Source organism: Nonomuraea diastatica, assembly GCF_004349015.1.
GTDB lineage: Bacteria > Actinomycetota > Actinomycetes > Streptosporangiales > Streptosporangiaceae > Nonomuraea > Nonomuraea diastatica.
The window spans coordinates 1-24,879 of record NZ_SMKP01000100.1 but is presented as its reverse complement, the minus strand read 5'-3'; the positions used below and the strand labels follow the sequence as shown (position 1 = coordinate 24,879).

General features: G+C 69.4%; 22 protein-coding genes and 3 pseudogenes. 11 read left to right on the top strand and 14 right to left on the bottom strand.

The annotated features are described in order from the left end of the window. From E1294_RS30445 to E1294_RS30425, 5 genes are all read right to left on the bottom strand, one after another. On the bottom strand, positions 1-1,173 hold the full coding sequence (locus E1294_RS30445; protein ID WP_132514086.1) for an ROK family transcriptional regulator: 1,173 nt from the start codon (positions 1,171-1,173) through the stop codon (positions 1-3). A 3-nt stretch (positions 1,174-1,176) separates the two neighbouring features. Further along, positions 1,177-2,022 carry a carbohydrate ABC transporter permease gene (locus tag E1294_RS30440; protein ID WP_165977550.1) on the bottom strand — a complete coding sequence of 282 codons (846 nt, stop codon included), beginning with the start codon at positions 2,020-2,022 and terminating at the stop codon, positions 1,177-1,179. Continuing rightward, positions 2,009-2,911, bottom strand: coding sequence for a carbohydrate ABC transporter permease (locus E1294_RS30435; RefSeq protein ID WP_132514084.1), 903 nt, complete (start codon positions 2,909-2,911; stop codon positions 2,009-2,011). Before E1294_RS30435 ends, E1294_RS30440 begins: the two co-directional genes overlap by 14 nt. A gap of 189 nt (positions 2,912-3,100) precedes the next feature. Beyond that, positions 3,101-4,462: an ABC transporter substrate-binding protein gene (locus tag E1294_RS30430; RefSeq protein ID WP_132514082.1), complete on the bottom strand. Its 1,362-nt coding sequence runs from the start codon at positions 4,460-4,462 to the stop codon at positions 3,101-3,103. 32 nt (positions 4,463-4,494) lie between these two features. Further along, entirely contained in the window at positions 4,495-5,382 is an 888-nt protein-coding gene (locus E1294_RS30425) for a sugar phosphate isomerase/epimerase family protein (RefSeq protein ID WP_132514080.1), read from the bottom strand. Positions 5,383-5,575: 193 nt separating this feature from the next. On the opposite strand from E1294_RS30425, the gene E1294_RS30420 reads away from it, so the two are divergent. The 3 genes and pseudogenes from E1294_RS30420 to E1294_RS58265 all read left to right on the top strand — a co-directional run. Then, positions 5,576-6,532: a zinc-dependent alcohol dehydrogenase gene (locus E1294_RS30420; protein ID WP_246083383.1), complete on the top strand. Its 957-nt coding sequence runs from the start codon at positions 5,576-5,578 to the stop codon at positions 6,530-6,532. Continuing rightward, positions 6,529-7,314, top strand: coding sequence for a sugar phosphate isomerase/epimerase family protein (locus E1294_RS30415; RefSeq protein WP_132514076.1), 786 nt, complete (start codon positions 6,529-6,531; stop codon positions 7,312-7,314). Before E1294_RS30420 ends, E1294_RS30415 begins: the two co-directional genes overlap by 4 nt. Next, a pseudogene (locus tag E1294_RS58265) lies at positions 7,245-8,489 on the top strand (MGH1-like glycoside hydrolase domain-containing protein); the annotation flags it as partial. The gene E1294_RS30415 and the pseudogene E1294_RS58265, both read left to right, overlap by 70 nt. A 9-nt stretch (positions 8,490-8,498) precedes the next feature. Here the strand turns inward: E1294_RS58265 and E1294_RS30405 are convergent. Together E1294_RS30405 and E1294_RS30400 are read right to left on the bottom strand one after the other, a co-directional pair. After that, entirely contained in the window at positions 8,499-9,605 is a 1,107-nt protein-coding gene (locus tag E1294_RS30405) for a zinc-binding dehydrogenase (RefSeq protein ID WP_132514074.1), read from the bottom strand. Further along, a complete protein-coding gene (locus tag E1294_RS30400) occupies positions 9,602-10,576 on the bottom strand; it encodes a Gfo/Idh/MocA family protein (protein ID WP_132514072.1) in 975 nt (324 codons plus the stop codon). Before E1294_RS30400 ends, E1294_RS30405 begins: the two co-directional genes overlap by 4 nt. 108 nt (positions 10,577-10,684) lie before the next feature. Between E1294_RS30400 and E1294_RS30395 the strand changes: the two genes are divergently transcribed. Both E1294_RS30395 and E1294_RS30390 read left to right on the top strand, forming a co-directional pair. Then, positions 10,685-11,659, top strand: a complete 975-nt coding sequence (locus E1294_RS30395) for a glucosyl-3-phosphoglycerate synthase (protein WP_132514070.1) — start codon at positions 10,685-10,687, stop codon at positions 11,657-11,659. Continuing rightward, positions 11,656-12,783, top strand: a complete 1,128-nt coding sequence (locus tag E1294_RS30390; protein WP_132514068.1) for a glycosyltransferase — start codon at positions 11,656-11,658, stop codon at positions 12,781-12,783. Before E1294_RS30395 ends, E1294_RS30390 begins: the two co-directional genes overlap by 4 nt. Here E1294_RS30390 and E1294_RS30385 read toward each other — a convergent pair. Continuing rightward, positions 12,780-13,574, bottom strand: coding sequence for a universal stress protein (locus E1294_RS30385; RefSeq protein WP_246083381.1), 795 nt, complete (start codon positions 13,572-13,574; stop codon positions 12,780-12,782). The two genes, E1294_RS30390 and E1294_RS30385, sit on opposite strands and share 4 nt — an antisense overlap. Positions 13,575-13,766: 192 nt before the next feature. On the opposite strand from E1294_RS30385, the gene E1294_RS30380 reads away from it, so the two are divergent. Continuing rightward, entirely contained in the window at positions 13,767-14,315 is a 549-nt protein-coding gene (locus tag E1294_RS30380; RefSeq protein ID WP_132514066.1) for a phosphatase PAP2 family protein, read from the top strand. On the opposite strand, the gene pip is transcribed toward E1294_RS30380, so the two are convergent. Together pip and E1294_RS30370 are read right to left on the bottom strand one after the other, a co-directional pair. Next, a complete protein-coding gene (gene pip, locus E1294_RS30375; RefSeq protein ID WP_132514064.1) occupies positions 14,269-15,240 on the bottom strand; it encodes a prolyl aminopeptidase in 972 nt (323 codons plus the stop codon). The genes E1294_RS30380 and pip overlap by 47 nt on opposite strands. Positions 15,241-15,259: 19 nt before the next feature. Beyond that, positions 15,260-15,832, bottom strand: a complete 573-nt coding sequence (locus tag E1294_RS30370; protein WP_246083380.1) for a hypothetical protein — start codon at positions 15,830-15,832, stop codon at positions 15,260-15,262. A gap of 195 nt (positions 15,833-16,027) precedes the next feature. On the opposite strand from E1294_RS30370, the gene glgX reads away from it, so the two are divergent. From glgX to treZ, 3 genes are read left to right on the top strand one after another with little or no spacing between them, the layout of a single operon-like run. After that, positions 16,028-18,121, top strand: a complete 2,094-nt coding sequence (gene glgX / locus E1294_RS30365; protein WP_181958577.1) for a glycogen debranching protein GlgX — start codon at positions 16,028-16,030, stop codon at positions 18,119-18,121. Beyond that, positions 18,114-20,258, top strand: coding sequence for a malto-oligosyltrehalose synthase (treY, locus tag E1294_RS30360; protein ID WP_132514062.1), 2,145 nt, complete (start codon positions 18,114-18,116; stop codon positions 20,256-20,258). The genes glgX and treY overlap by 8 nt, the downstream gene beginning before the upstream one ends. After that, entirely contained in the window at positions 20,248-21,972 is a 1,725-nt protein-coding gene (gene treZ / locus E1294_RS30355) for a malto-oligosyltrehalose trehalohydrolase (RefSeq protein ID WP_132514060.1), read from the top strand. The genes treY and treZ overlap by 11 nt, the downstream gene beginning before the upstream one ends. A 53-nt stretch (positions 21,973-22,025) precedes the next feature. Here treZ and E1294_RS30350 read toward each other — a convergent pair whose 3' ends face one another. The 4 genes and pseudogenes from E1294_RS30350 to E1294_RS58255 all read right to left on the bottom strand — a co-directional run. Beyond that, positions 22,026-22,250, bottom strand: a complete 225-nt coding sequence (locus tag E1294_RS30350) for a DUF397 domain-containing protein (protein WP_132514058.1) — start codon at positions 22,248-22,250, stop codon at positions 22,026-22,028. Between the two features lie 50 nt (positions 22,251-22,300). Continuing rightward, positions 22,301-22,632, bottom strand: a pseudogene (locus E1294_RS56190) (DUF5753 domain-containing protein). Continuing rightward, positions 22,610-22,765 carry a Scr1 family TA system antitoxin-like transcriptional regulator gene (locus E1294_RS58260; RefSeq protein ID WP_425465236.1) on the bottom strand — a complete coding sequence of 52 codons (156 nt, stop codon included), beginning with the start codon at positions 22,763-22,765 and terminating at the stop codon, positions 22,610-22,612. Before E1294_RS58260 ends, E1294_RS56190 begins: the two are co-directional and overlap by 23 nt. Before the next feature lie 100 nt (positions 22,766-22,865). Next, positions 22,866-23,063 (bottom strand): annotated as a pseudogene (locus E1294_RS58255) (helix-turn-helix domain-containing protein); the annotation flags it as partial. A 923-nt stretch (positions 23,064-23,986) separates the two neighbouring features. Here E1294_RS58255 and E1294_RS30335 point away from each other — a divergent pair. After that, positions 23,987-24,331 carry a hypothetical protein gene (locus E1294_RS30335; RefSeq protein ID WP_132514052.1) on the top strand — a complete coding sequence of 115 codons (345 nt, stop codon included), beginning with the start codon at positions 23,987-23,989 and terminating at the stop codon, positions 24,329-24,331. Positions 24,332-24,339: 8 nt separating this feature from the next. Next, positions 24,340-24,879, top strand: a 540-nt coding sequence (locus E1294_RS30330) for a hypothetical protein (RefSeq protein WP_425465235.1), incomplete at its 3' end; no start/stop codon positions are given.

Genomic DNA, 24,879 nt, shown 5'->3' with positions numbered 1-24,879 from the left:
TCAGCCCATCGTGCGCCCCCGGCCGGCGGGCCCGTGGACGCCGAGCGCGGCGTCCACGGCGGAGGGTGAGAGCACGTGCTGCATGACGATGACCGCCATCCCGACGATTCCCGCCCGGTCGCCCAGCGACGTGGTGACGATCTCCAGGTTCGCGGTCGTGTACGGCAGGCTGCGCCGATAGATGATCTCCCTGATGCCCGTCACGTAGTGCTCCCTGGTGTCGGCCATGTCGCCGGCCAGCACCAGCACGCCCGGGTTGAGCAGGCTGACCGCCGTGGCCAGCACGAGGCCCAGCGTGCGCCCGGCCTCCTGGGTGCGCGCGATGGCCTCGGGATCGCCCGCCTGGACGAGGCGGACGACGTCGCGGCTGGACCCGTGGCCCAGGTCGGCGGCAACGGCGTGGCCGCTGGCCAGCGAGGCCACGCAGCCGCGCGAGCCGCAGGTGCAGACACGGTCGTCGGCCTCGCGCAGCCGCACATGCCCAATATTTCCGGCGGCATCCTCAACACCGCGATATATCGCCCCATGGAGTACGATGCCGGTGCCTATCCCGGTCGACACCTTGATGAGGACCAGGGACTCCGTGTCCCGCCACTTCGACCACCACTCGCCCAGCGCCATCGCGTTGGCGTCGTTCTCGACCATGATCGGCACGTCGTAGGCCGTGCCGAAGGCCTCCCCGACCGGATGATCGTCCCACCCGGGCATCAAGAACGACCTGATCAGCCGGCCGGTTTCGTGGTCCACCGAGCCCGGCACGTCCAGGCCGACCCCGCACACCTCGCCCGGCGTCCGCCCGGCCTTGTCGAGCATGCGCTGGAACGCCTGCCGCACCCACGACAGCACGGCCTCGGGCCCGAGCTCGATGCGCATCTCGGTGTGCTCCTCGGCCAGCGGCCTGGCCGCCAGATCGGTCAGCGCCACCCTGGCGTGGGCGGCGCCCAGATCGGCCACCAGCATCAGCCGCCTGGTGGCGTCCACGGCGAGCACCGAGGGCGGCCGCCCGCCCCCGGACATGGCCACCCCCGGCTCGTGGATGTATCCGGCGTCGATGAGCCGGTCGACCCGGTCGGTGATCGTCGACCGCGACAGGCCGGTGTGCTCGATCAGTTCTTTGCGCGTCCGGCAGGTGCCATGGCGGATGAGCTGGAGGATCTGCCCTGCCGTCAGCATGCTCTATCCCTTCTCCGCTCCTGCCGTGAGGCCCTGCGTCAGCAGGCGCTCACTGGCGAAGAACACGATCACGATGGGCAGCGTCAGCACCACCGATCCTGCCATCAGGACTGTCGTCGGGATCTCAATGCTGCCTGCCAGTTGCGAGAGCCCCAGGGAGACCGTCCAGCTCTCCCGCCGCTCCACCAGGAAGAGCAGGGCGAACAAGTACTCGTTCCAGGCGATCATGAACGCGTAGAGACCGGTCGCCATCAGGGCGGGCTTGGAGAGCGGCAACACCACCCGCCAGATGGTCGACAGCCTCGTGCAGCCGTCGATCGCTGCCGCCTCCTCGACACTACGCGGCACGGTCTCGAAGTAGTTGCGGAGCATGTATACCGTGACGGGCACGGTCTGCGCGATGTAGACGAGGATCAGCCCTGTCAGCGACCCGCGCAGGCCGAGCATCGTCAGCAGCACGAACAACGGGATGGCCAGCACGATCGCGGGAAACAGATAGACCGCGAGAAACAGGAAGTGCACCTGTCGCCGTCCGAAGAAGCGCAGCCGCGCGACGGCGTACGCGCCGGGTATCGAGATCAGCAGCGTGACCGCCACCGAGGCCACCGCGACGATCGCGCTGTTCCTGAGGAAGACCAGGAATCCCTGCCTCGTCAGCACGTCCACGTAGGTGTCGAGGGTGAAGTCTCGCGGCCAGAGCGAGCCAGGCTCCAGGACGAGCTCCTGGATGTCGCGTACGGACAACATCAGCATGTACAGGAACGGGAACCCGGTGATCAGGAAGAGAAACGCGATCACCAGCGGCCTCAGCACCGCGAACAACCGCCGCTCGAACCTATCCCTGCTCACGCGTGCCTCCGGCGAAGAAGCGCAGATAGACGACCAGGAACACGACCAGGAAGACCGCCAGCACGATGGCCTGCGCGGCCGAGGCGCCGATGTCGTCGCGGGCGGTCAGGAAGTTGTACACCCGCACGCTGACCACCTCGGTCCCGGCGCCGCCGCCGGTCAGCAGGTAGACATCGTCGAACTTGGTGAACGTGAACACGAACCGCAGCACCGACAGCAGCGCGATGATCCGCCACAGCTGCGGCATGATCACGTAACGGAACCGCTGGGTGGGCGTGGCCCCGTCGACCACCGCCGCCTCGTCCAGCTCGGCCGGCAGCGCCTGCAGCCTGGCCAGGATGAACAGGAACGCGAACGGGAAATACCGCCACGCCTCGAACGCGATCACCGTCAGCAGCGCCACCGGCACCTCGATGCCCAGGAACTCGCCCTTGGCCTGGGTGAGGAACGCGATCGGCTCGCTGAGCCAGGTGTTCACGATGCCGTACTGGGGGTTGAGCATCGTCTCCCACAGGAACGCCACCGCGACGACCGGCGCCACGTACGGGACGAGGACGGAGGCCCTGACCAGGGTCCGCCCTCTGAACCTGTCACGCAGCGCCAGCGCGGTGACCAGCCCGATCGCGATCGACAGCGCCGTGCCCGCGACGGTGTAGACGAGCGTGTTGGCCAGCGCCGACCAGAAGCCCGGCTCGGACATCACGTACGAGAAGTTCTCCAGCGTGTAGCGCCCGAAGAGGCCCACCTGCCGGATGTTGATCAGCCGGACGTCCTGGAAGGCCAGCATGATCGCCCACAGCAGTGGCAGCACCACCACGACCAGCGTGACCACCAGAGTCGGCGAGATCAACGCCACCCCGGCCCGCCCCTCCTGCTCACGCATGCTCATGGCCTCACTCCGTTCGGCGCGCTCGGTCGCCTTATGCCGCCGCCTTCCCCCGCTCTGGTCGCTGCGCTCCCGCCGCTCCTCCAGGCGACGGCACTCCCTCGCGGGCTCATGGCCTCACTCCGTTCGGCGCGCTCGGTCGCCTTATGCCGCCGCCTTCCCCCGCTCTGGTCGCTGCGCTCACTCGCGGGCTCATTCGCGGATCCCGCGCTTGATGGATTCGACCTCGGCCTTCGCCTGGGCGGCGGCGGCCTGCGGGGTCAGGGAGCCGTCGGCGACCGCGCTGAGCGCCTTGGGCACCGGCAACTCGCCCATCGTGGCGCCGACGAGTTTGCCCTGCCCCTGCGGGATGCCCCAGCGGGCGAACGTGCCGGGGCTCTCGCGCAGGGTGTCGAGCACGTCGGCGGGGTAGACGTCGGCCAGCGGCTTCTTGGCGTCGACCCCGGCGGGCAGCTCGTTCCACTGGTCCGCGAAGCCTTGGCGGGTGGGGAACTTGCCCTCAGGCGCCATGCCGATCCAGCGTTCGTACCCCTCGTTCATCATGTAGGCGACGAACCTGGCGGACGGGTCCTTGGCGGCGTCGCGGGTGATCGCCCACGAGACGATCTCGCCGTACTGCGCCGGCGCGCTCCCCCCGGGGCCCTTCAGCGCCGTGACCACCCCGGTGTTCCCGGCCAGCCACTCGGGGTCGGAGCGGCACTCCTGGCAGTTGGGCGGCGCGTCCTTACGCAGCCCGGCCAGCTCGTCCAGGATGAACGACGACCAGATCGTCATGGCCGCCTTGCCGGCGAAGTAGGTGGCGCGGGTGGAGTCGACGTCCTGCTTGCCCTTGACGGAGTAGTCCCGCGCGAGCTTGGCGTAGAACGCGAAAGCCTGCACGCACTGCGGGGAATCGAGGGCGACATTTCCGGAATTGTCGACCAGCTGGCAGCCGTTCGCCTGCGCGATGTGCTCGAAGCTCTGCGCGGTGAATGAGTCCTTCGGCGCGATCGCCAGCGTGATGCCGGCCATCCCGCCCGTGTTGAGCTTCGCCGCCGCCGCCTCGAGCCTCGCGTACGTGTCCGGCGGCTCCAGCCCGGCCCTGGCGAACAGGTCCTTGCGGTAGAGGATCAGCTGCGCCCACCCGTCGCTGGGCACCGCGAGCAGGGTGCCTCCCGAACTGTCGAGCTCCAGCGCCCTCGGCGAGAACGTGTCACGGCCGAGCCGGTCGACGACCTGGGCCGGCGTCTCGGTGTCAAGGAGGTCGTTGGCCTCCATCTCGCGTACGGCGGCCAGCGGCAGCGCGCCGATGACGTCGGGCAGGTCACCGGCCGCGGCGGCCGCCGTCAGGGTCTGGCTGAACTGGTCCTCGGCCACGCCGACCAGCTTCACCTTGATCCCGGTCTTCTGTGTGAACTCGGAGATGATGGCGTTCTGGACGGCCATCCGGTCGGTGAGGTTCTCCTCGGTCCACACCGTGATGCTCGCGGACGATTCGCCGCCGTCGTCGCCGCAGGCCGTCAGCGCGACGGCCAGCAGCGCGGCGGAGAGGACGGCGGTTACCTTCTTCGGCATGGCGCGCTCCTCTGCTTGGGGATAGGCCGCACTTACCCCGGCATGAGATGACGCAACGTGCGGTAAGCGATACCGAGACCGGTCTGTACCCTCGCCGTGCTGCCGCTCCACACGGGGTCCTCGTGCTCCACGGAGACCACCCCGTCATATCCGCCCTCGTAGAGCGCGTCGATCACCCGGGTCCAGTCGACCCGGCCCAGGCCCGGCACGCGGAAGCGGTACCAGCCCTTCTCGCCGCTGATCGGGCCGTGAAACCCGTAGCGGTCGAGCTTGTCGGGCAGGAACTCGGTGTCCTTCGCCTGGACGTGCGCGATGCCGGCGAGATGGGGCCGCAGCGCCGCGACCGGGTCGATGCCGAGCGCCACCAGGTGCGAGGGGTCATAGTTGAGCTTGAGCCCGAGGGTGAACATCCACTCCCACAACTCGGGGGAGTAGGCCAGGTTGCCGGGATAACCATCGGGATGCCAGCTTTTCATCACGCAGTTCTCGATCACGATCTCCACACCGTGCCCGGTGGCGTACTCCACCAGCGGGCCGAAGACGTCGGTGGCCCGCTTGAGGTTGTCGGCCACCGGCAACCCCGGGTCGCGGCCGACGAACGTGCCGACCGTGGGGCAGCCGAGCGCGGCGGCGGCGTCGACGCACCGCCTGACGTGGGCGTTCACCTGCGCCCCTTGCTGAGGGTGCAGATTGTTCTCGTAGTAGGCGATCGAGGAAAGCGTCAGTCCGGTCTCCGCGAAGACACGCCTGACACGATCACATTCGGCGTCATCGAAACGATCTACTCTGATGTGATTTCGGTCATCCGAAGACGGCCAGCCCGCCACTTCGAGGGCCTCGAAGCCCTGCTCTGCCGCCCATCGAGCGATGTCGGTAAGGTCACTTTCCGGAAGACACGTTGTCAGAAACCCCAATTTCATCAGCCACCTCCGTGTCGAAAGTCGTAGACTTACGACTGTTACAGGCGCAACTATGGTGTGCAAACAACGACTAAATCTTTGACTTTTGTTTGATCATAAAGCGTAAGTGTGGGGAATGCGCGTCATCACCTTTGAAGAGCCAGGCCAAGTCCGCGTCGATCTGGAGCCGCCCGCCGATCTCGTGCCGGGCTCCGTGCGAGTACACACGATCTACTCCGGGGTTTCGGCGGGCACCGAACTCACCGCCTATCGAGGCACCAATCCCTATCTCAACCGCAAGTGGGACCCCGAGCGCTGGCTCTTCGTCGACGGTCAGACACACGCCTACCCGCTGTCCGGCTGGGGCTACCAGGAAGTCGGCGAGGTGGTGGAGGCGGCGCCCGACGTGGCCGATCCCCCTGTCGGCAGCCTCGTTTGGGGCATCTGGGGCCACCGCGCAGAAGCCGTCGTCCCGGCCGGCAAGCTCGTCGGCCACGTCCTGCCGCCCGGCGCCGACCCGCTGAGCGGTGTCCTCGCCCGGGTCGGGGCCATCGCGCTCAACGCCGTGCACGCCGCCGACGTGCACCTCGGCGACCAGATCGCGGTCTTCGGCCAGGGCGTCATCGGGCTGCTCGCCACTCGCCTGGCCGTGCTGAGCGGCGCCAGGGTGGTGGCCGCCGACGCCATCGCCGACCGGCTCGAACTGGCCAGGACGTTCGGCGCGGCCGAGACGTTCGACGTCACTTCGGGGTCGGTCGCCGAGTTCGTGCGCAAGCGCGTCGTGGGCGCCGACACCGTCATCGAGCTCAGCGGCACCCACCAGGGCCTGCACGAGGCGATCAGAACCGTGCGCAAGGGCGGCCGGGTCGTGGCCGCGGGCTTCTACCAGGGCGACGGCATGGGGCTGCGACTGGGTGAGGAGTTCCACCACAACCAGGTGCAGCTCGTCTCCTCCCAGATCGGCGGCGTCGCCTCCTGGCTGGCGCACCGGTGGGACGTCGAACGCCTGCAGCGCACGTTCATGGAGCTCGTGCACCGCGGCGAGGTCGAGGCGCGTGACCTCGTCACGCACGTCGTCCCCGTCGAGCGGGCCGCCGAGGCCTACGACCTGCTCGACAAGCACCCGTCAGAGGTGCTCCAGCTCGTCTTCGACTTCAAGGAGGCACAGTGAAGCTCGCCGTACAGGAGCAGCTTCTTCCCGGCCGCACGCTGCAGGAGAAGTACGCGTTCGCGGCCGACGCCGGGTTCGACGCCATCGAGCTGCGCGGCAAGGGCGATTTCCACTTCGCGGGCCGTCTGACCGAGCTCAAGCGGGCGCTGGCCGACGGCGTGGTCATGCCGACCGTGTGTGTGGACATGCCGCACTTCATCGGCGACTTCGACCCGGCCAGGCGCAAGGACGCCATCCAGCAGCTCAGGTCACAGCTCACGGTGATCGGCGAGCTGGGCGGCGTCGGCGTCATGACCCCCGCCTCCTGGGGGCAGTTCTCGCGCAGGCTGCCGCCCTTCGAGCCGCCGCGCAGCGCCGCCGAGGACCGCGAGGTGCTGGCCGAGGCGCTCGGCATCCTCGGCGAGCACGCGCAGCGCAACGGCGTGCTGATCATGCTGGAGCCGCTCAACCGCTACGAGAACCACATGGTCAACACCCTGGCAGAGGCGGTCTCCTACTGCTCGATGGACACGATCAGGATTGTCGGCGACACGTACCACATGAACATCGAGGAGGACGACCCCTGCCGCGCGCTGGCCGAGGCATCCCCCTACATCGCGCACATGCAGATCAGCGAGTCCAACAGGCATCAGCCGGGCACCGGCCACATCGACTGGGGTGCGCAACTGGCCACGCTCGACGCCGTCGGCTACGACGGCTATCTCGCGCTGGAATGCCGGCTGCGCGGCGAGCCCGAGATCGTCCTTCCCCAGACCGCGGCGTTCGTCAGGAAATACCTGTGATCCAGCGCGCCGCCGTGCGCGTCCTGGTGAGCAACTGGGACGGCAGCTACACCATCCCCTCCCGTCGTCTGTACCCGCACCAGTGGAGCTGGGACTCCGCCTTCGTCGCCATCGGCAACGCCCGCTGGTCGCCGCGCAGGGCGCGCTCGGAGCTGCTGTCGTTGTTCGGGGCGCAGTGGCACGACGGCAGGGTGCCGCACATCGTGTTCAACCCCGCGGTGCCCGACGGCGCCTACTTCCCCGGCCCCGAGTTCTGGGGCTCGCGCGCTCCGTCAGGCTCCGCGACCTCCGGCCTCGTCCAGCCGCCGGTCCACGCGCTGGCGGCGTGGAAGGCGCACCTGGCCGAGCCCGACATGGTGTTCCTGCGCCGGATCTACCCGCGGCTCGTGGCGCAGCAGGAGTTCCTGCGCGCCGCCAGGCGGTCGCCCGAGGGCCTGGTCTCGATCGTGCACCCCTGGGAGTCGGGCATGGACAACAGCCCGGCCTGGGACCTGCCCCTCCAGGCGGTCGAGCCGGGCACCGCCGGTTTCGTCCGCAGGGACCTCGACGCTGTCAGCGCCGACGAGCGGCCCACCGACCGCGACTACGAGCGGTACGTCGCCCTCGCCCGCGCCTACCGCGACTCCGGCTACCGCGACCCCGGCGCGTTCCAGGTCGAGGATCCGCTGTTCAACGCCGCGTACGGCGTCGCCGAGTCCACCCTCGCCAAGATCGCCGGGGAGTGCGGGCTCGACCCCGCGCCCCACGAGCGCGAGGCGGCCGCGGTCACCGCCGCCATGGTCGAGCACCTCTACGACGACGGCCTCTTCCACGCCCGCGACGTGCGTACGGGCTGCCTGATCCGCTCCAGCAGCGCCGCCGGGCTGACCCCGCTCCTCCTGCCCGGGCTGCCGCGCGAGATCGTCAACACGCTGATCGGCACCGCGCTCGACCGGTTCGCGCTGAAGGACGGGGTGCTGCCCAGCTACTCGCCGGCCGCGCCCGAGTTCGACACCGCCCGTTACTGGCGCGGCCCGAGCTGGATCAACCTGGCCTGGCTCGTCTGGCAGGGCCTCAAGGACCGCCGCCCCGACCTGGCGGCGCCGCTCGCCGAAGGGATGATCGGCGCGGTGTCCAGCGCCGGGTTCCGCGAATACTTCGACCCGTTCACGCTGCGCGGCCACGGTTGCCGCGACTTCAGCTGGTCAGCGGCTCTCATCCTCGACGTCGTGGCGGAGCACGGCCTGGAGGGCCTGCCTGCGGCGGGCGGCGAGGTCGGAGAGCAGCCGGGGAGCCTCGGAGAAGCCGACGACGTCAGTGATCACATGGTCCTGTAGCAGCCTGCCGCGCTCCCTGAGCAGGAGGATCGTCTCGTGCGAGAGGCGTTCCTTGTCCCAGGCGTGCGCCAGGCCGCGCGGCACCCGGCCGATCTGGGCGCAGCGGAGCGACAACCCGTTGTGGTGGAACTCCTCGCCGAGCCGCACCTCATGCGCCCCCTGCGTGTAGAAGGCCAGGTCCACGAGGGTGCCCTGCGGGCGCAGCAGCCTGAGCCCCAGGGCCAGCGCCCGGCACTGGCCGCGGCACTGGAACACCACGTCGGCGCCGCGGTCCTTCTGGCCGTGCCGCCAGCGGCGCTTCAACACCACCGCCGGGTCGTCGCCGGCGACCAGCACGTTCGCGCCGAGCGCCTCCGCGACCGCCAGCCGCTCCAGGGTCTCGTCCACGACCACGACCTCGGCCGCGCCGGCGGACAGGGCGAAACTCGCGGTCAGCAGCCCGACCACGCCGGCGCCCACCACCGCGATCCGCCGCCCGCGCACGCCGTCGCCGAGATCCCTGACGGCCGGGCCGTGCAGGTCGTGGGCCGCGTGCAGGAGGCCGTTGGCGCAGATCGGGCCCATGTGGGCGACGTAGACGCCGAGCAGCGGGTCCAGGTCGTCCGGCACCAGCACGAACCTGTCGGTCACCGGGTCGGCCACGTACGCGGTGCGGTGCCCGTAACACATCGCGACCAGCGTCCCCACGGCCACTGCCCGGGTGCATGCCTCGACCACGCGGCCGACCTGCATGTAGCCGATGCCGCGCACCGGGTAGGCCACCGACGGCACGCCCTCCGTGAACAGCCCGAGCGCCGGGTCCCAGCTGGAGTGCAGGTAGGGGTTGGTGCCCTTGACGTAGGTCAGCTCGGTGCCGGCGGACACGCCGCTGTACACGGTCTCCACCATGAACCCGCCCTCAGGCACATCAGGCGACTTCTCCTCGACCAGGCGGACCTCGCCCGGCGCCTCGATGCTGACGAGGGTGGTGCTCACGGCGTCACCTCAAGGAGGTTGCTCGGTTCGACGAACACGGGAGCGCGCCCGGCGGCCGAGCGGGCGAGGGCGAGGGCGAGGCGATGCGTGCGCAGCGCCTCACGGTACGGCACCCGCACATCCGCCTCCCTGCCCTGCACCGCGTTGACGAACTCCCGGTCGACCCGCGTCTTTGCCTGACCGTCGTCCTCGATGGCGCGCCGGCCGTCGACCAGCAGCCGGGTCTCGCCGACCTCCAGGGCGATGCCCTCGGCGCACACCTCCAGCCCCACCCGGTGCTGGTGGGTGAGCAGGCAGGAGGTGGCCAGCAGGCCGGCCGCGCCGCCGGCGAACCGCATGACCGCCGCCGTGGCCCGGTCGACCTCGCCGTTCTCTCCCGTCCCGCTGCTCTCGGAAGGGACGGCGTGCACCATCGTCACCTCGCCCACCAGCAGGCGGGCCAGGTCGAGCACGTGCACGGCCTGCTCGACGATCTGGCCGCCGGACATGCTGGCCTGCAGCCACCAGCCGACTGGGGGGACCTTGTCGAGCCAGTGGCCGAGCGCGAGGCGTACGGGGCGGCCGGCCAGCAGGTCGCGCGCCTGCTCGACGATGTCGAGGTAACGCCAGTGGTGCCCGACGGCGGACGGCAAGGATCTTCTGCCGATCTCTGAGGAGATGTTCTCGGCGGTGGGGAGATCCAAGGAAAGCGGCTTCTCCACGAAAATCGGGAGATTGTATGACAAAACATCGAATTCCGGGGTGCCGTGCGCGAAAGGCGGCACGCAGACGTAGACGGCGTCCAAACCGCCGGCCGCGAGCAGGTCCGCATGGCCGCCATAAGCGGGGGCGCCGTGCCGCGAGGCCAAAGCCTCGGCTCGGCGGGGATCGGTGTCAGCGATCCCGGCGATCGTCACATCGGGGAATCCGGACAGGACGTCTGCATGGCGAGCGGCGACATTTCCGGCACCTATGATGCCGATACGGGTCATTGGCGACACAATCCCGCATATGCCACATCTGGCAGCTATCAAACAAACATGTTCATAAGCGCCTGGATCGGGCAGATGCCGAGACCTCATGAGATCGGGGCTGACGGCATGGAGACAGATTTGCGCACCTTGTCCAAGGTCCAGAAGTGGTACGGCCCGCACTCGAGCACCGCGGCCGAGTGGCCGGTCGACACCTTAATCCTGGCCAAGGGAAACACGACGGTGAGCGTTGTCCTGCCCGCTCGCGACGAGGAGGGCACCGTGGGGGACATCGTCACCACGATCCGCCGCGACCTCGTCGAGCGGACGCCGCTCGTCGACGAGATCCTCGTCGTCGACTCCCGATCCACCGACGCGACCGCCGAGCGCGCACGCGAGGCCGGCGCCCGGGTGGTGGCGCAGGACGAGGTGCTCGCCCACCTGCCGCCGCTGACCGGCAAGGGGGAGGCGTTGTGGAAGGGGCTGGCCGCCTCCCGCGGCGACCTCGTCGTGTTCGTGGACGCCGACCTGCGCAGTTTCGGCGCGCACTACGTGTCGGGCCTGCTCGGGCCGCTGCTGACCGACCGAGGCATCAAGTTCGTCAAGGCGGCCTACGAGCGGCCGTACACGGGGGAGGACGGGGTCGTGCGGCGTGGCGCCGGCGGCCGCGTGACCGAGCTGGTGGCCAGGCCGCTGCTCAACATGTTCTGGCCGGAACTCGCCGGATTCGCCCAGCCGCTCGGCGGCGAGTACGCCGCGCGGCGCCAGGTGCTGGAACGGGTGCCCTTCGTCACCGAGTACGGCGTGGAGTTCGGACTCCTCGTCGACCTGCTGCGGCTCGTCGGGCTCGACGCGATGGCCCAGGTGGACCTGGGCCACCGTACGCACACCCACCAGCCGATCGACGCGCTCGGCCGCATGGCCGGGCAGATCATGCAGACCGCCTGGTCCCGCCTGGAACGGCAGGACCGCGTGCTCGCGCCGGAGCCTCCGGCCCACACGCTGCTGCAGTTCGGGCTCGAAGGGCGGGCCGACCTGGTGGACGTGACCGTGGCGGAGCGACCTCCGCTCGCCTCCCTCGTCCTGGAGGAGGGTGTGGCATGAAAGTCCTCATGAACGCGGGGCCGTGGTTGTCCATCCCGCCCCCCGGATACGGCGGCATCGAGAACGTCGTCGCCACGCTGGTGCCGGCGCTGCGCGAGCGCGGCGTCAGCGTCGTCCTGGCCGCCGCGGGATCGAGCACGCTCGAGGTGGACGAACTGGTCCGTGTCTACGACGAGGGCCGGTTCCCGGAGTTGCAGAAGCCGTACAACCAGGTCATGGGCATCGCCCACGCGCACCAGGCCAGGGTGGTGGCGGAGCTGCGCGCCCGCGACGACATCGACCTCGTCCACGACCACCTGGAGGTGGTGGGGCCCGCGGTGTTGTCCGCGTTCGGCGGACCGCCCGTCCTGCACACCCTCCACTGGGACCTGCGCAAGCATCCGGCCTTCTACGGCTCGTTCCCGCCGTCGATCGCGGTCAACGGCGTGTCCGAGTCGCAGCTCGCCCGCGCCCCCGAGGCCCTGCGCGCGGCCTCGCTCGGCGCGATCCACCTGGCCACCCCGCTCGCCGACGGCGACGTGCGGGCCGAACGCGGCGAGCACCTGGTCGTCATGGGCCGCATCTGCGGGCTCAAGGGCCAGCATGTGGCGGCCAGGATCTGCCAGAAGCTCGGGCTGCCGCTGGTGCTGGCCGGCCCGGTGTGCGGCCGCGGCTCCGCGGCCGAGCTGGACGTGGTGGCCCAGAACCCGGACCACGCGCTGCACAACCACCCGGACGTGCGCTACTACCTCGACCAGGTGTCCCGCTATCTCGACGAGGAGCTGGTCCGGTGGGTCGGCGCGGTGGGCGGCCAGGCCAGGGACCACCTGTACGCCTCAGCCAGGGCCGCCCTCTTCCCCCTCCAGTGGGACGAACCCGGCGGCACGGCCGTCGTCGAGGCGCTGGCGCTCGGGGTGCCGCCGGTGGGCCTGCGCCGCGGCTGCCTGCCGGAGATCATCGACCACGGCCGTACGGGCTTCCTGGCCGACACCGAGGAGGAGCTGGCCGAGTGGGTCCTGCGGGTGGACGAGCTGGACCCGGAGGAGTGCCGCCGCGAGGCCCGCCGCCGCTTCTCCCCGTCCGTCATGGCCGGGCGCTACCTGGAGCTGTACGAGCAGGTCGCGCGCCGGCCGGCCCGAGCCTAGGAGAAACCGCGGGGGAGCACGGTGACGGGGCAGGGGGCGGCCCGCAGCACCTGCATGGCCAGCTCGCCGAGGAACACCCGGTGCGGCTGCGCGTCCTCGCTGGCCGCGCAGATCAGCAGCTCGCCGGGCAGCCAGCCGACGTCTTCCATCGCGGCGGCCACGTCGTGGCCCTCGGCGACCTCCGATTCGGCCTCGATGCCCGTGGTCTCCCAGGCCAGCCGGACGGCCAGCGCGAGGTCGTCCATGAGCTTGCCCTGGTCGTCCGTCCGCAGATCGAGGGTGATCAGGCGGAGCGCCACACCGAGCCGCAGCGCGGCCTGCGCCACCCGCTCGACGGCCTCGTCGCACTGCGGCCGGTGCACGTAGGCCAGCGTGAGCCGGGCGAGTTCGCCGGCGGGTTCGTGCCCGGCGGGCGCCAGCATGACCGCCTCGGACGACAGGTGGAGCAGGTGGTTGGAGGTGGCGCCGATCGTGATGCGGCCCTGCCGGCCTCCTGACCCCGAGCCGACCACGATCAGGTCGCTTCTGATCCTGCTGGCCAGCACCGACAGCCCGCGCCCCGTGCCCCGGCTCTCGAACGTGATGTACTCGGCCGGCGCGTCGCCCAGCTCGTTCGCCGCGTGCGCCAGGTTGGCCTGCGCCTCGACCGCCAGCCCGGGGCTGGCCGGCGGGTAGATCGTGGCGACCGTGAGCTCGCCGCCGGTGATGTGAGTGATCGCGGCGCCGAGCGCGAGCGCGTCTCTCCCACCCGCGTCGTTCGTGTATCCGACGATCACGTGCTCACCGATCACGACTGCCTCCCTACCCGCTCCGACCAGGGAATACGCGATGACCCCCACACCTGGCAGGTCGGTTGAGCACCTTACCGGGTGAACTCGGTCTTTCGGCCGAGGCTTTTCCGGACTTTCCATCTCATGATGGAGGCATCTGATGATCTCAGTCCTTAAGGTCGTGTCCATCGCTCATTCACCGATTGGACACCTGTGTACGAGGAGATCGTCGACTTCGCCCTGGCCACGCCCGCGTGGCTCCACGTGCTCGCCGAGGTGGGCACGGACGCCGGGTTATTCGTGTTCGTGGCCCTGTTCGGGCTGGCGGCCTGGCGGGCGTGGCGAGGGCCCGCACGTGACCTGGCGCTGGTGATCGCCGGGCCGGCCGGGGTGGTGCTGGCGTACATCGTCAGCGAGGTGGTCAAGATCTTCGTCAGGGAGGACCGGCCGTGCCGGGGCGGGGTCGCGACGATCGCCGCCTGCCCGCCCCTGGACGACTGGTCGTTCCCCAGCAACCACTCCGCGATCGCGGCGGGCGCGGCGGCCACGCTCGTGCTGGTCTGGCGCGCGCTGGCCTGGGTGGTGTTCCCGCTGGCGGCCGTCATGGCGTTCTCGCGGGTGTTCGTCGGCGTGCACTATCCGCACGACGTCGCCGCGGGCTTCCTGCTCGGGCTGGTGCTCGCACCGTTGTTCGCGCTGCTGGTGGTGGGCGCCGTCACCCCCGCCGTACGGCTCGCGCGAAGCCGTCTGTCGCCGCGATGAGCCGGTCCAGGATGCCCGGCTCGGAGTAGGCGTGCCCCGCGTCGGGGACCACGTGGAACTCGGCCTCGGGCCAGGCCTTGTGCAGGTCCCAAGCGGTGGCCATGGGCGTGCAGGCGTCGTAGCGGCCCTGCACGATCACCGCGGGGATGTGCCGGATCTTGCCGACGCCCCTGATGAGCTGCTCGGGCTCGAACCAGCCGCCGTGGTGGAAGTAGTGGTTCTCGATCCTGGCGAAGGCGAGGGCCATCTCCTCCTCGCCGAACTCCGCCACCCGCTCGGGATCCGGCAGCAGCGAGACCGTGGCCCCCTCCCACTGCGCCCACGCCCTGGCCGCCGCCAGCCGCGCCCGCGCGTCGTCTCCCTCGAGCCGGGCCCGGAACGCCGCGATCAGGTCACCGCGCTCCTCGACGGGGATCGGCGCGATGTACCGCTCCCACAGGTCGGGGAACAGCTGGCCGGCGCCCTCCTGGTAGAACCACCTCAGCTCCTGGGGCCGCAGGGTGAAGATCCCGCGCAGCACCAGCTCGGTCGTCCTGGCGGGATGCGTCTGGGCGTACGCCAGCGCCAGCGCGCTGCCCCACGAGCCGCCGAACACCTGCCAGGCGTCGATGGCCAGGTGCTCGCGCAGCCGCTCCATGTCGGCCACCAGATGCCACGTGGTGTTGGCGCCGAGGTCGGTGGCGGGGTCGGAGGCGTGCGGCCGGCTGCGGCCGCAGTTGCGCTGGTCGAACAGGACGATCCGGTACAGCTCAGGATTCCACTGCCGCCGGTGCTTCACACTGCACCCGCCGCCGGGGCCACCGTGCAGCATGACGGCGGGTCTGCCCTCCGGGTTGCCGCAGACCTCCCAGTAGATCTGGTGGCCGTCGCCCACGTCGAGCAGGCCGGAGTCGTACGGTTCGATGGGTGGGTAGAGGGATCTCATGCCGTCCGATCCTGCCATCTCACGCCCACGTGTGGCGGGTCAGGAACGACCGGTCGCCGGTGGCGTACTCGTGGAACGCCTGCCGCACCTGCGCCAGGTCGGGCACCGTCGTGCTGACGAGCGTGCCCTCTTTGTACTCCAGCTCGTAGCCGGGTGAGACCTGCAGGAAGTGCCGGCCGAAGTTCACCAGGGCGGCGAACGGGTTCTGCGGGGAGAGCGTGGCCAGCACGTCGTGCACCAACGCCAGGTCGGGGTCGTGGACGACCATGCCGTCGCCCGTGTGCAGCTGCATGCCCTCGTAGACGCCCAGCGGCGCCACGTTGTGCACGAGGTCGCGCTGAGGGTCGTAGCAGATCAGCCCGTGCGCCCGCGCGATCGTGAACACCTGGGCGGACAACTCGTCCATCGTGTCGAGGTCCATCGTCACCAGCACGTGACCCGGATAGGGCGTGATCCGCCCTGGCAGCTCCTTGGCGACGGCCGGCACGTCACCGCCGCCGGTCTCGCTGCGCTTGACCGCCAGGTAGGTGGCGCGCGCCTGGTCCCTGCTGATCGGCACCGGCTCGTCCCAGACCATCAACTCAACGCTCATCCGTCCATCCTGTCGGACCACCGCCGCGCCCGCGCATCGGGTGGCCGGGGCGCGGCGCACCCTTTTGACCTGGGTGAACGTTCGCCGGAGTAAGGAAGAGGCGATGGGGGGAAGGTACAAGGTCATCACTGGGGTCCGGGCTTGTCCGGTGGAACGGGGGAGCGGAACATGGGCAGAGACCGCAAGGGAGCCTCGATGATCGAGATCTGGCCGGGAGACCCCTATCCACTCGGGGCGACCTATGACGGCGCGGGCACCAACTTCTCCCTCTACACCGAGGTCGCCGACAAGGTCGAGTTGTGCCTGTTCGACGAGGACAACACCGAGTCGAGGGTGCCGCTCACCGAGGTGGACGGGTTCATCTGGCACGGTTACCTGCCGGGGATCGGCCCGGGCCAGCGGTACGGCTACCGTGTCCACGGGCCCTACGATCCGGCGCGCGGGCTGCGGTGCAACCCGGCCAAGCTGCTGCTCGACCCGTACGCGATGGCCATCGAGGGCGGGGTCCGCTGGCACGAGGCGGTGTACGGCTACCGGTTCGGCCAGCCGGACACCAGGAACGACCTCGACTCCGCCCCCTACGTGCCACGGTCCATCGTGATCAACCCGTTCTTCGGGTGGGGGCACGACCGGCCGCCCGCGAGGCCGTACCACGACACCGTGATCTACGAGGCTCACGTGCGGGGGCTGACGATCTGCCACCCGAAGATCCCCAGGCATCTGCGCGGCACGTACGCGGCCCTGCACCACCCGGAGATCCTCGACCATCTGACGAAGCTGGGCGTGACGGCCGTGGAGCTGATGCCGGTGCACCAGTTCGTCACCGACCACATCCTGGAGCAGCGGGGCCTGTCCAACTACTGGGGCTACAACTCGATCGGGTTCTTCGCACCGCACAACCGCTACTCCAGCCAGGGGCAGCGCGGCGGGCAGGTGCCGGAGTTCAAGGCGATGGTGAGGGGCCTGCACGAGGCGGGCATCGAGGTCATCCTGGACGTCGTCTACAACCACACCGCCGAGGGCAACCACCTCGGGCCGACGCTGGGGTTCAAGGGCATCGACAACCCCGACTACTACCGGCTGGTCGAGAACGACAAGCGTTACTACGTCGACACCACCGGCACGGGCAACAGCCTGCTCATGCGCTCGCCGCACGTCCTGCAGATGATCATGGATTCGCTGCGCTACTGGGTCATCGAGATGCACGTCGACGGGTTCCGCTTCGACCTGGCCTCGACGCTGGCGCGGGAGCTGCACGAGGTCGACCGGCTGAGCTCGTTCTTCGACCTGGTGCAGCAGGACCCGGTGTTGTCGCAGGTCAAGCTGATCGCCGAGCCGTGGGACGTGGGGCCGGGCGGTTACCAGGTGGGCAACTTCCCGTCCCGGTGGACGGAGTGGAACGGGCGCTACCGCGACACGATCCGCGACCTGTGGCGCGGGCAGCCGGCCACGCTGCCGGAGTTCGGGTCGAGGTTCACCGGGTCGAGCGACCTCTACCAGGACGACAGCCGGCGCCCCGCCGCCTCGATCAACTTCGTCACCTGCCACGACGGCTTCACCCTGCAGGACCTCGTCTCGTACAACGGCAAGCACAACGAGGCCAACAAGGAGGGCAACCGCGACGGCACCGACGACAACCGCTCGTGGAACTGCGGCGCGGAGGGCCCGGCGGACGACGCCGTCGAGACGCTGCGCGAGCAGCAGAAACGGAACTTCCTCACCACACTCTTCCTCTCCCAGGGCGTGCCGATGCTCTCGCACGGCGACGAGCTGGGCCGCACGCAGCAGGGCAACAACAACGGCTACTGCCAGGACAACGCGCTGACCTGGGTCGACTGGTCGGACATCAGGGAGAACTGGCTGCTGCTGGAGTTCACCCAAAGTCTTGCCGAGCTGCGCAAGCGACATCCCGTCTTCCGGCGCAGGAGGTTCTTCTACGGCAAGCCGGTACGCGGGCTGAGCGACATCGCCTGGCTCACCCCTTCGGGGGAGGAGATGACCGACAGTGACTGGAACGTCGGATACGCGAAGTCGCTGGCCGTCTTCCTCAACGGCGACGCCATCACCGAGCCCGACCGGCGCGGCCGTCCGATCAGGGACGACTCGTTCCTGCTGCTGTTCAACGCGCACCACGACACGATCCAGTTCACGATCCCCAAGGACTACGGCGAAATGTGGCACACAGAGATCGATACGGCCATGCCCATCAACGTGGGCGCGCGGATGTGCCGGGCGGGGGAGGCGGTCGCGGTGCCGGGCCGCAGCGTACGGGTGCTCCGCCGTGTCTAGACCCACGTCGACCTACCGGTTGCAGCTGACTCCCGACTTCGGGTTCGCCCAGGTGGCGGAGATCGCCGGCTACCTGCGCGACCTCGGCGTGAGCCACGTCTACCTGTCGCCAATCCTGCAGTCCACCCCGGAGTCGCGCCACGGCTACGACGTCACCGACCACTCCAGGATCAGGGACGAGTTCGGCGGGGCGACCGGGTTCAGGGAGATGGCCCAGCAGCTGGCCGCGCACGACCTGGGCGTGGTCGTGGACATCGTGCCCAACCACATGAACACGGTGAACGCGCAGTTCTGGTCGGTGCTGAAGGGCGGGCCCGCCTCGCCGTACGCGCGGTGGTTCGACATCGACTGGGCCGACGGGACGGTGGCGCTGCCCGTGCTGGGAGATGACATCGAGCCCGTCGTCGACGGCGACGTGCTGCGCTACCACGAACACGCCTTCCCCCACCCCGGCCACTACCGGCTGGTCGGCTGGCGCGATGGCCCCGGCTACCGGCGCTTCTTCGACGTGTCGTCGTTAATCGGGCTGCGGGTCGAGGACCCGGCGGTGTTGTTCGCCACGCATGAGGTGATCTACTGGCTGCTCGACGAAGGACTGGTGGACGGTCTGCGGGTCGACCATCCCGACGGGCTGACCGACCCTCGCGGCTATCTCGAACGGCTGCGCAGGCGCGCGGGCAGCGCGTGGACGGTCGTGGAGAAGATCCTCATCGGACCCGAGCGGCTGCCGGACGACTGGGCCTGCGACGGCACCACCGGCTACGACGTGCTCAACCGCGTCAACGGCCTCTTCGTCGACCCGGCGGGCAAGGAGCCGCTCGTCCGGCTCTTCAGCGAGCGGACCGGGCAGCCGGTGGACTACCGCCCGGTGATGGCGCAGGCCAAGCGCGAGGTGCTCGACCTGTTCTTCGGCTCCGAGGTGGACCGGCTGGCGCGGGTCACCTCCTGCGAGCCCGCCGCCGTCCGCGAGCTGCTCGCCGCGATGCCGGTCTACCGCGCGTACATCGTGCCGGGGGAGGAGCCCCCGCCCGAATCCGTCGAGATCGTCGAGCTGGCCGCCGAGGCGTGCTCTCCCGCTGTGCGCCCGCTCGTCCGCGAGGTCCTGTACGGCTCCGCCGAGGCGATCATCCGCTTCCAGCAGACCTGCGGCCCGGTGATGGCCAAGGGTGTCGAGGACACGGCGCTCTACCGGTGGTACCCGCTGGCCTGCCTCAACGAGGTGGGCGGTGAGCCCGACGTGTTCGGCGTCTCGGCCGAGGACTTCCACGAGTTCTGCGCCGGGCTGCGGCCGTACACGATGACCACCCTGTCGACACACGACACGAAACGGTCGGAGGACGTGCGGGCCCGGCTGTCGGTGTTGTCGGAGCTGCCGGATGAGTGGGCCGCCGCCGTGTCGGAGTGGTCGTCGGCGCTGAGCTTCGACCCGTGTCTCGACTACCTGGCCTGGCAGAACCTGATGGCGGCGTGGCCGATCTCGGCCGAGCGGTTCGCGGACTACCTGCTGAAGGCCGCTCGCGAGGCGAAAACCGCTATTTCCTGGATAAATCCGGATCTGTCGTATGAGCGGAAGTTGCGGGACTTCGCCGAGGCGGCCGTGCGACTGCCCGTGGGCGCGTTCACCGAGCGGATCGAGCCGTACGCGATGTCCAACTCCCTCGGGGCCAAGCTCGTCCAGCTCATGATGCCCGGCGTGCCTGACGTCTATCAGGGCAACGAGATCACCGACTTCTCGCTGGTCGACCCGGACAACCGGCGGCCGGTGTCCTTCCCGCCCAAGCCCGTGACCGCTTGGGACACGGCCAAGGCGCTGGTGACCACCCAGGGGCTGCGGCTGCGCCGGCGGCTGGGCGGCGCGGGGGCGTACCTGCCGCTGCCGGCGGAAGGGCGGGCGGCGGAGCACGTGATCGCCTTCGCCCGGGGCGGCGAAGGCTCCGGCGAGCTGCCGCGGGCGGTCGCCGTCGCCACCCGGCTCCCCGTGCGCCTGGCCGCGACGGGCTGGGGCGCCACGACGCTGACGCTGCCCACGGGGACCTGGCGCGACCTGCTCACCGGTGTCCGGCACACCGGGCGCATCCCGCTCGCGCACCTGCTCGGTCAGTATCCGGTCGCACTCCTGGAGAGAAATGATCTTTGAGGTCTGGGCGCCGAAGGCCACAGCGGTCGAGGTGGACGTCATGGACGGGCGCCGGGCGATGTCCCCCGGCGAGGGGGGCTGGTGGTCCGTCGACGTGGCGGAGGCGGAACACGGCACGAGGTACGCCTTCCTGGTCGACGGCGGCGGGCCCTACCCCGACCCTCGCTCCCGCCGCCAGCCCGAGGGCGTCTTCGGGCCGAGCGCCGTCTACGACCACGACCGCTTCCTCTGGTCCGACCACGACTGGAAGGGCCGCGACCTGCGCGGCGCGGTGATCTACGAGCTGCACGTCGGCACGTTCACACCGGAGGGCACGTTCGCGGCGGCCGTGGAGAAGCTGGAGCACCTGGTCGAGCTCTGCGTCGACTTCGTGGAGCTCATGCCGGTCGCTCCCGTGCCGGGCGGGCGGAACTGGGGCTACGACGGGGTCGACCTGTACGCGGTCAACGAGACGTACGGAGGGCCCGACGGGCTCAAGACGTTCGTGGACGCGTGCCACCGGGCGGGGATCGGGGTCATCCTCGACGTCGTCCACAACCACCTCGGGCCGTCGGGGAACTTCCTGCGACCCTTCGGTCCGTACTTTGCCGGATTTGAGGGGAGTTACTGGGGCGAAGCTGTCAATCTGGACAGGCCCGGCTCCGACGAGGTGCGGCGCTACCTCATCGGCAACGCGGTGCAGTGGCTGCGCGACTTCCACATCGACGGGCTGCGGCTGGACGCCGTGCACGCGCTGCACGACAAGCGCGCCACGCACCTGCTGGCCGAGCTGTCGGAGGAGGTGGACGCGCTGGCGTGCTTCGTCGGCAGGCCGCTGTCGCTGATCGCCGAGTCCGACCTCAACGACCCCCGCATGGTGCGCCCGCTGGAGGCCGGCGGGCTCGGCATGACGGCGCAGTGGGACGACGACGTCCACCACGCCCTGCACTGCGCGGTGAGCGGGGAATCCCACGGCTACTACCAGGACTTCGCGCGGTTGCCCGCACTGGCCAAGGCGCTGACCTCGGGGGTGCTGCACGACGGGTCCTATTCCAGTTTCCGCGGGCGCGCCCACGGGCGCTCCTACGCGGGCGTCCCCGGACACCGCCTGGTCGCCTGCCTGCAGAACCACGACCAGATCGGCAACCGGCCGCAGGGCGACCGGCTGCCGATCCCCGCGCTCAAGCTGGGCGCGGGACTGCTGCTGACCTCGCCGTTCACACCGATGGTGTTCATGGGCGAGGAGTGGGGGGCGCGCTCGCCGTTCCTGTTCTTCTCCGACCACGTCGAGCCCCGGCTGCGGGAAACCGAGGCGGCGCGGCGCGAGCGGGAGTTCGACGGGTTCGGGTACGCGTGGAACGCGCCGGACCCTTCCGAGGAGGAGACGTTCCTGCGCTCCAAGCTCGACTGGAGCGAGGTGAAGGAGGAGGCGCACTGGTCGCTGCTGTGCTGGTACCGCGACCTGATCGCGCTGCGCAAGGCCCTGCCCGAGCTGTCGGACCCGCGGCTCGACCGGGTGCGCGTGGAGACGGACCCGCACGGCGACTGGCTGATCATGTGGCGGGGGTCGCTGGCCGTGCTGGTGAACTTCGCCACGGACTCGGTGACGCTGCCGCTGACGCCGGGAACGATCGTGCTGGCCTCGGACGAGCCGGTGGCGGCCGATGGAGAGGGTGTGCGCCTGCCGGGCCAGTCCCTGCTGATCTGCCGCCCGCCCGCTTCATCGCAGGCATGAAGGTTGCGCGTCAACGGGCGACGGCAGGCCCGGAAGGCGGTAGAGCAGCGTGGTCAGGTGTCGAATTCGCCCAGCTTGACTCCGCTGAGGAAGGCGTCCCGCTCGGTCGGCGTGAAGATGAGCGCGGGGCCGTTGGGGTTCTTGCTGTCGCGCACGGCGACGAGGCCAGGAAGATTGCTGGCGACCTCGACACAATTCCCGCCGTTGCCGCCGCTGTAGGAACTTTTCCGCCATGCCGCCTGGGAGAGGTCTGCACGAATCAGGTCTTGTCGTTCCATCGGGCTCGGGCTTCCTCGATTATTTTGAGCGCATGTCCGGGACGATACGCTTATGCGCGTATTCTGTCATATCTGTCCCAGATGAGCGCAACGAAGTCGTGCTCTGCTGACACCTCGCCTTGACCTGCGGAGTCTACCGATACGGCTGTGGGGGCGTCGGGCAGTTCGGCGATGATGAAGCTCGACAGAAAGCCTGCAGTGCAAGGCGTCTCGAAGGGGACGAGTTGCACGGTCAGGTAGGGGCGGTTGGCGGCTGCGACGAGGTGGTCGAGCTGTGCGGCCATGACTTGAGGGGCTCCGACAGGGCGGGAAGGACCACCTCGTCAAGGAGGGCCCACATGGTCGGGGGCGCGTCGCTGTCAAGGATCAGTTGGCGGCGCATGCGCGCGCTGACGCCGTTCTCCACCTCCTGGGGGGAGGCTCCGGCCAGATCGATCGCCCCGGAAGACCGCCTGCGCGTAGTCCTCCGTCTGGAGCAAGCCGGGGATCAGGAGCGGGTCCCAGCTCCTGAGCACGCGGGCAGGGTTCGATCTCGTCGGTCCAGCGCAGATACCAACCGGGACCGGAGGGGGATGTGATGCTGCGGCAGAGGCGCGAGAAGCGGTCTCCTGTGCCGAATGCCTGGTCACATGCGGCCGCGAGGTCGGGCTTGGGGGTGCGGTCCCCCTTCTCGATATGGGCGACGAGGGACGATGAACAGCCCAATCGCCTGCCGAGAGCGACCTGGGTCGGTCCGTGATCTCTGCGGGTTCGCGCCAACTCCTTGCCGAAGCGCTGAACTGGTGTCCGACGCGGATCAAGGCCGTTCGCCATAACTGTCCTTACCTGTCGTCTCCAGTGACTTGACGGAAATTGACTTCAATTGACAGCTGGCCCCAATGGAGGTGTCCTTCGGGGCTCGATTGTGCACCCTTCTCGCCTGCACGCTAAGCATCTTCAAGGGCAAACTGAATGTCAAAGATTTCCACTCTCTCGCTGGTCATGACGTGAAATGCACAGGCTGGCGATTTATGTGGATGCTTTGTGACAAACCCTAGATCTGGGTGAATCAACAAATCTTCTTATTCGGGTGAAGGCGAGATGAAGGTCGCGACGTTGGGTCAATGGGACTCGGACAACGTCAGGCACCGGCGAGAACGTACGGAATCTCCGTGTCTCGGAGGGAAAGTGAGCGCTCCATGTCGGTTCATGCCGTTTCTGGGCAACCGCACGCAGGGATCACAGTCTGGTTGATCAGTGAGCTTGACGACAGTGCCTTGCTTCCCGGGAGGGCACGTCGAGAGCTTGGACGCTGGATGGGTGAGCATCCGGCCCTCAAGGGACCTTCAGCTCATCGCCTCCGAGCTGGTGACCAACGCGCTGGTCCACGGGGGAGGGCCGTGGGTGCGAATGAGCCTGCTGCCGGTGGAGGAGGGGCAGAGGTGCTACTGGCGACTGTCGGTCGCAGATGCTGGCCTGTCGAGGACTGTTCCGCTACCCCGTACGCCTGGCCCTGGAGATACGCGAGGCAGGGGCCTATGGGTCGTGGACGACCTCACTCGTGGCTCCTGGGGGACGCACTGCACGCGGGTCGGAGAGCGGGTGGTGTGGGCTTTGCTTCCACGGTGACGCGGGGCTGCCGTGCGCCCGCTGTGGATATCTCGACGTCATCCACAGAATGTCGCTCCACTGACGTTCGCTCACCCGCCGTCCCCGATCCTGAGCGCCGCACCGTTTCGATACGTCCGGAGGTCGCCATGAAGATCACCCTGCCCCTGCCCCGCACGCTGACGTCCCGGTTCGTCGTGGCCATGGAGCACATGCGGTTCGACGTCGACGCGTTCCTGCCCTGGCGCGTCGCCGTCCCTCACAGGAAGGCCGTGGTCAGCGCCATGCGCAGCCGGGCCCTGGCCGCGACCTACCATCCGACCCCGTGGAAACCGACCGGCGTCAACCTCGGCGACGAGGAGAGGCGTCGCCTTCGGCGGGCGAGACATCATGTCGTGGTGTCCGCCACGGCGCCCCGCACCTGCTGCCCGCGAGTGCGCAGGCGGTCAGGGCCGCGGCCAGAGCCCTGGCGCGCGAGTGCGACGGGCTGCTGATCGACCCCTTGACCGGTGCGGCCATCCTCACCTGCGGGCAGTGCGCCGGCGAGCCCGCGGCGTTCCACCTCAACGACGACTGGCTGGCCTGGGACGTCCGCACGCACGAGGTCGCCGCCTGCGCGCTCTGGGATCCCGGTGACAGCTCCTGCCTCCGGGTGACCTCGCGCGGCCTGCGCCGTTTCGCCCTGCCCGAGATCACCCTTGACGGCGCCGCCTGCGCTCACAACCTGTGCGCCACCAACCTCCTGCGTACGGTGGCCAGCCGTCTGATCGCCGACCACCTGGCCCACCTCACCGCCCATCCGGAGGCAACCGAGCGCCGGATCGACGACTTCCTCCAGATCCATCCGTGCGACCAGCCCGACGGCGGTCTCCCCTTCGGCGTCCGGCTGACCCCTTACGAGGCCGACGCCGTGGGACCCACGGGCGTGTGGCGGTTGAAGGTCGGTCCCGCGCCCGGCACCGGCCAGATCACCTGCCTCAAGGTCGGGCCGCCCCTGGGCTTCACCGGCTCCACCAACGACTGGCTCTGCGCCACCCAGGGC

What these genes read in the sequence shown, in the direction of transcription:
- E1294_RS30430 (WP_132514082.1), bottom strand. Translation starts at nt 4,462, where the DNA reads ATGCCGAAGAAGGTAACCGCCGTCCTCTCCGCCGCGCTGCTGGCCGTC.
- treZ (WP_132514060.1), top strand. Translation starts at nt 20,248, where the DNA reads ATGATCTTTGAGGTCTGGGCGCCGAAGGCCACAGCGGTCGAGGTGGAC.
- E1294_RS30425 (WP_132514080.1), bottom strand. Translation starts at nt 5,382, where the DNA reads ATGAAATTGGGGTTTCTGACAACGTGTCTTCCGGAAAGTGACCTTACC.
- E1294_RS30370 (WP_246083380.1), bottom strand. Translation starts at nt 15,832, where the DNA reads ATGAGCGTTGAGTTGATGGTCTGGGACGAGCCGGTGCCGATCAGCAGG.
- glgX (WP_181958577.1), top strand. Translation starts at nt 16,028, where the DNA reads ATGATCGAGATCTGGCCGGGAGACCCCTATCCACTCGGGGCGACCTAT.
- E1294_RS30335 (WP_132514052.1), top strand. Translation starts at nt 23,987, where the DNA reads ATGAAGATCACCCTGCCCCTGCCCCGCACGCTGACGTCCCGGTTCGTC.
- E1294_RS30350 (WP_132514058.1), bottom strand. Translation starts at nt 22,250, where the DNA reads ATGGAACGACAAGACCTGATTCGTGCAGACCTCTCCCAGGCGGCATGG.
- E1294_RS30400 (WP_132514072.1), bottom strand. Translation starts at nt 10,576, where the DNA reads ATGACCCGTATCGGCATCATAGGTGCCGGAAATGTCGCCGCTCGCCAT.
- E1294_RS30435 (WP_132514084.1), bottom strand. Translation starts at nt 2,911, where the DNA reads ATGAGCATGCGTGAGCAGGAGGGGCGGGCCGGGGTGGCGTTGATCTCG.
- E1294_RS30395 (WP_132514070.1), top strand. Translation starts at nt 10,685, where the DNA reads ATGGAGACAGATTTGCGCACCTTGTCCAAGGTCCAGAAGTGGTACGGC.
- E1294_RS30390 (WP_132514068.1), top strand. Translation starts at nt 11,656, where the DNA reads ATGAAAGTCCTCATGAACGCGGGGCCGTGGTTGTCCATCCCGCCCCCC.
- E1294_RS30445 (WP_132514086.1), bottom strand. Translation starts at nt 1,173, where the DNA reads ATGCTGACGGCAGGGCAGATCCTCCAGCTCATCCGCCATGGCACCTGC.
- pip (WP_132514064.1), bottom strand. Translation starts at nt 15,240, where the DNA reads ATGAGATCCCTCTACCCACCCATCGAACCGTACGACTCCGGCCTGCTC.